Source organism: Mycobacterium sp. (assembly GCF_049683355.1).
Classification (GTDB): domain Bacteria; phylum Actinomycetota; class Actinomycetes; order Mycobacteriales; family Mycobacteriaceae; genus Mycobacterium.
On record NZ_JBAUJB010000387.1, the window covers coordinates 1 to 4,379 of the forward strand.

The 4,379-nt window shown below is 68.6% G+C and carries 3 protein-coding genes and 1 pseudogene; 2 read left to right on the plus strand and 2 right to left on the minus strand.

From position 1 onward, the window contains the following. A partial coding sequence (locus WA944_RS22305; protein ID WP_526647346.1) for an MmpA family trehalose lipid delivery protein occupies positions 1 to 519 on the minus strand: 519 nt, incomplete at its 3' end. Continuing rightward, positions 519 to 1,724 (minus strand): cell envelope lipid trafficking protein PgfA, encoded by a 1,206-nt coding sequence (gene pgfA, locus WA944_RS22310; protein ID WP_526608229.1) that lies wholly within the window; start codon positions 1,722 to 1,724, stop codon positions 519 to 521. The genes pgfA and WA944_RS22305, both read right to left, overlap by 1 nt. A gap of 280 nt (positions 1,725 to 2,004) precedes the next feature. Here pgfA and WA944_RS22315 point away from each other — a divergent pair, with 280 nt between their 5' ends. Continuing rightward, positions 2,005 to 3,126: an acyltransferase family protein gene (locus tag WA944_RS22315; protein WP_526371948.1), complete on the plus strand. Its 1,122-nt coding sequence runs from the start codon at positions 2,005 to 2,007 to the stop codon at positions 3,124 to 3,126. Between the two features lie 66 nt (positions 3,127 to 3,192). Beyond that, positions 3,193 to 4,379: pseudogene (locus tag WA944_RS22320) on the plus strand (HNH endonuclease signature motif containing protein); the annotation flags it as partial.

A 4,379-nucleotide genomic window follows, 5' to 3' on the forward strand; every position in this document is an offset into this window, starting at 1 on the left:
GTATTCCAGCAGGCTTTTTCCCGGATTTTCGCTGCTGGAATACCGTTCCGGCGAGGTGAGGTGGCCGCGCAGAGACAGCACGGTCGCGGCCACCCACGGCAGACAGCCGTAGCCCACCAGCAGGCTCCAGTGCCCCTGGAGGAGCCGCTCTGCGACATAGGGATTCCAGATCGTGATGGTGACCGCGACACACTGCCCGGCGAGGCCGGCGTCGGGCAGCACGGTGGCCGCCAGGCGCGCCGCCCCCCAGCCCGCCGACCACAGGCCGAGGACCAGCAACGCCTTGACCACCACGCCGCCGTCCAACACTGCCGACGCCAGCGCGACCGCATAGTCCTGCGGCAACGCCCGCGGCGCGGCCTGGGACAGCCCGAGCGCCGAATCGGACAGATAGGACCGCGGCGTGGAGACCGCGTCGCGCAGCAGCAGGTAGCCGGGCGCGAGCAGCGGCCCCGTCACCGCGAGGGTCAGCACCAACGCGTAGGCCGGCGCCAGCAGGCGCGGAAGGGAGCGGGCGATCAGACCGGTTTGTCCGGTGGCAGATCGGACGGCCGCTGCGCGGGCAGCTTCTCGGTCTTGGCCTCCGCGCCGGGGACCGGTTCACCCTCGTCGCCGCGGCCGCCGAAGAACCGCTGGCCGGTGTCATCGAGACCGGGGTCGATCAGCAGGGACTCCGCGCGGAGGCTGAACGTCCCCAGCAGGGCGCCACCGACCAGGGCGATCAGCCCCAGCGCGGTGAATGTGATCGGCAGGATCCGCCCCCACAGCGCGACCCGGTCACGCTCGTCCTTGGCGGCGGCCACCTGGGATTCGACCGACTCCTCGTTGGTGGTCACGCTGTAATCGGCGAAGGTCACCTCCGGCTCGAGAGCGTCCCGCGCGTAGTAGTGGTAAGCCCGATCGGTCTGCTTGAGGATCGTGCCCGACGCCGGATCCACCCAGAACGTGCGCTGCGCGGCGTAGTACCGCGACATCGTGATCTGTTCCTCGGGGTCTCCTTCGACGCCCCACAGGCGGGCCGGCGCCGTCGCCTGGCTGTCGGCGTCGTCGTCGTACAGCGAGGCGTACCTGACCGGCTCGACGAGTTCACCGTCGGCGTCGTAGCCGACGTTCTGCGTGAACTTGTAGGCAGTCAGACCGTTGACGTCCTCTTCGCCGGAGTAATTGGCGTCGTAGGCCTGCTGGGCGATCGGGTCGAAGTACGGGTAGGTCTTCTTCTCGGTGTCGAACGGGAAGCGGTACGACAGCCCCTCGTGCGGCAGCGCGATGTTGGTCGGCGGATTCTCGTCCTCGATCGCCCGGGGCTTCTGGACGGCGCCGCCGGGATTGCTCTCGCTGGAGACCGCCAGGGCCGTCTTTCGGTCGAGGGTGACGGTGTCGACCATCGCCAGCAGCAGGCCGTTGTCCTGCTGCTGATCGCTGCGCCGGAGCGTGCTGCCGACCTGCAGGGTCACCACGTCGGCGTTCGACGGCGACTCCACGCTGATCTGCTCCTGCATCACCAACGGAATATCCTCGTTGACGATGAACCGTTCACCGAGCAGCGATGCCGGATCGAATGCGTCGCCGGTGCCGTCGCTGACGACGGTGGCGTCGATGTCCAGCGGGATCTTGGCGATTCTGCTCGTGGTGTAGGTCGACAGCAGCAACGCGGCGATGAGCAGGGCGGCACCGAGGCCCATGATCCCGCACGCGGCGATCCGCAACGCAACTGCGCGGTTCAATCCGTGTCTCCCTTCGCGCGCCGTCACCAGCCCCTACCTCGGTGTGTCGGGCTGCCGGTGACGATCAAAAACCCGTTCGACCCTAACAGCACAAGCTGAGGTCTTCGCTTACTGCGACGTGTCGGCGACAGCCACCTTCGGGTGCGACGCCGCGTCATGACTACCCGTATTCCGGCCGGTCGACCGGCCGGGCACACTGTTCTTCGTGACCAGCCCCGTCACGGCGACGCCACCGAGCCCCGTGGGAGGAACCCGTGGGTTCCTGCCCGCCGTCGAAGGCATGCGTGCCTGCGCGGCCATCGGGGTCGTCGTCACCCACGTCGCCTTCCAGACCGGCAACACCGGCGGGATCTCCGGACGACTGCTCGGCCGGTTCGACCTGGCGGTCGCCGTGTTCTTCGCGCTGTCGGGGTTTCTGCTGTGGCGCGGGCATGCCGCGGCCGCGCGCGGACTGCGCTCGCGCCCATCGACCGGCCACTACCTGCGCTCCCGCATCGTCCGCATCATGCCGGGCTACCTGGTGGCCGTCGTGGTGATCCTGACCCTGCTTCCCGACGCCGAGCCCGACCTGACGGTGTGGCTGGCGAACCTGACGCTGACGCAGATCTATGTGCCGTTCACGCTGACCGCCGGCCTGACCCAGATGTGGAGCCTGTCAGTGGAAGTGGCCTTCTACATCGCCCTTCCGCTGCTGGCGCTGCTGGTGCGGTGGGTTCCGGTACGCGCCCGCATCGGGGTGATCGCCGCGGCCGCGGTCATCAGCCTCGGCTGGGCGGTGATGTGGCAGCTGATCCCCGCGGAGCCGGCGTTCGGGGTCAACCCGCTGAACTGGCCGCCGGCGTTTCTGTCGTGGTTCGCGGCCGGAATGCTGCTCGCGGAGTTGACGGTCAGCCCCGTCGGGTGGATGCACCGCCTGGCCCGGCGCCGCGTGGTGATGGCGGTCATCGCGGTGGCGGCGTTCCTGGTGGCTGCCTCCCCGGCGGCCGGTCCGGAAGGACTGACCCCCGGCACGGTGGACCAGTTCGTCCTCAAGACCGCGATGGGCGCGATCGTGGCCGGAGCGCTGTTGGCGCCGTTGGTGCTCGACCGGCCGGACACCTCACACACCATCCTGGGAAGCCCCACGATGGTGACCCTGGGACGGTGGTCCTACGGCCTGTTCGTCTGGCACCTGGCGGCGCTGGCCATGGTCTTCCCGGTGATCGGCGAGTTCGCGTTCAACGGGCACATGCCGGTGGTGTTGGTGCTGACGGTGGTGTTCGGCTTCGCGATCGCCGCGGTGAGTTACGCGCTGGTGGAATCCCCGTGCCGGAATGCGTTGCGCCGCTGGGAACGACGGGCGGATCCGACGCCGCTGGACAGCTCGGTCGACGACGAGACCGAACCGGCCGTCGCGCGCTAGTTTCGATGTCCCGCTTGCCTGCGCAGGTAGGGAAGACTTGTCGGTGGCTTCTGTTTTGATGAAGTCATGTCTTCGGCGGCAACTTCTTTGGCTCCCAAGGAGCGTTTGGAGGTGTTGTTCGCCGAGTTGGCGCAGTTGGCGGGGCAGCGTAATGCGATCGATGGGCGGATCGTGGAGATCGTCGCTGAGATCGACCGCGACGAACTCTGCGGTTTGACGGGGGCCCGCTCGGTGGCGGCGCTGATGGCGTGGAAACTGGGCACCTCCCCGCACAATGCCGAGACGTTGGTGGCGGTCGCTGAACGCCTCGAGGCGTTCCCCCGCTGCGCCGAGGGCCTGCGCACCGGCCGGTTGTCACTGGATCAGGTCGGTGTGATCGCCGAGCGGGCCGCCGAGGGTTCCGATGCTCACTACGCCGAACTGGCCGAATCGGCGACAGTCACCCAACTGCGCATCGCCCTCAAGGCTGCACCCCGACACGAACCCGAACCCGAACCGGAACCGGAGCCGGAGCCGGTGTGGGAGCGGTCGGTCGTCAAGACCGGCGACGACACCCACGCCACCTACCGGATCCGGCTGCCGCATGCTGAGGCGGCGGTCGTCGACGCCGCGCTGGCGTCTCATCTTGATGCGCTGGTCGCCGCGTGGCGACACGACCACGACACCGGTGGACCGTTGTCGGATCAAGCGCCGCCGTTGCCGAGCACCGTGGATGCGTTCATGAGTGTGGTCGAAGCCGGCTGGGACACCGAAGTCGCCCGCCGCCCGCACGGGCAACGCACCACCGCGGTGATGCACGTCGACGTCGACCAACACGTCGCGTCGCTGCATCTGGGGCCGCTGTTGTCCGACAGTGAACGCCGCTTGCTGCTCTGTGATGCGACCTGTGAGGTGTGGTTCGAACGCCACGGCCGGGTCATCGGCGCCGGTCGGGCCACCCGCACCGTCAACCGGCGGCTACGCCGGGCTTTGGAGCATCGGGACCGCTGCTGCGTGGTCCCCGGCTGCGGCGCCACCCGCGGCCTGCACGCTCATCACCTGCGGCACTGGGAAGACGGCGGCCCCACCGAACTCGACAATCTGGTTTTGCTCTGCCCTTACCACCATCGGCTGCATCACCTGGGGGCATCACCCTCACCGGGCCTGCGCACCGCCTCACAGTCACCGACAACGAAGGCCAGGAACTCAGTTCGGGATCCTTGGCCCGACCACCGACCACGCCACCCCCGGCTGTGGCCCCCTACCGAGGACCG

Bases quoted from the DNA above. Each gene is read 5' to 3' on its own strand.
- WA944_RS22315 (WP_526371948.1), top strand. From the start codon at position 2,005: ATGCGTGCCTGCGCGGCCATCGGGGTCGTCGTCACCCACGTCGCCTTC.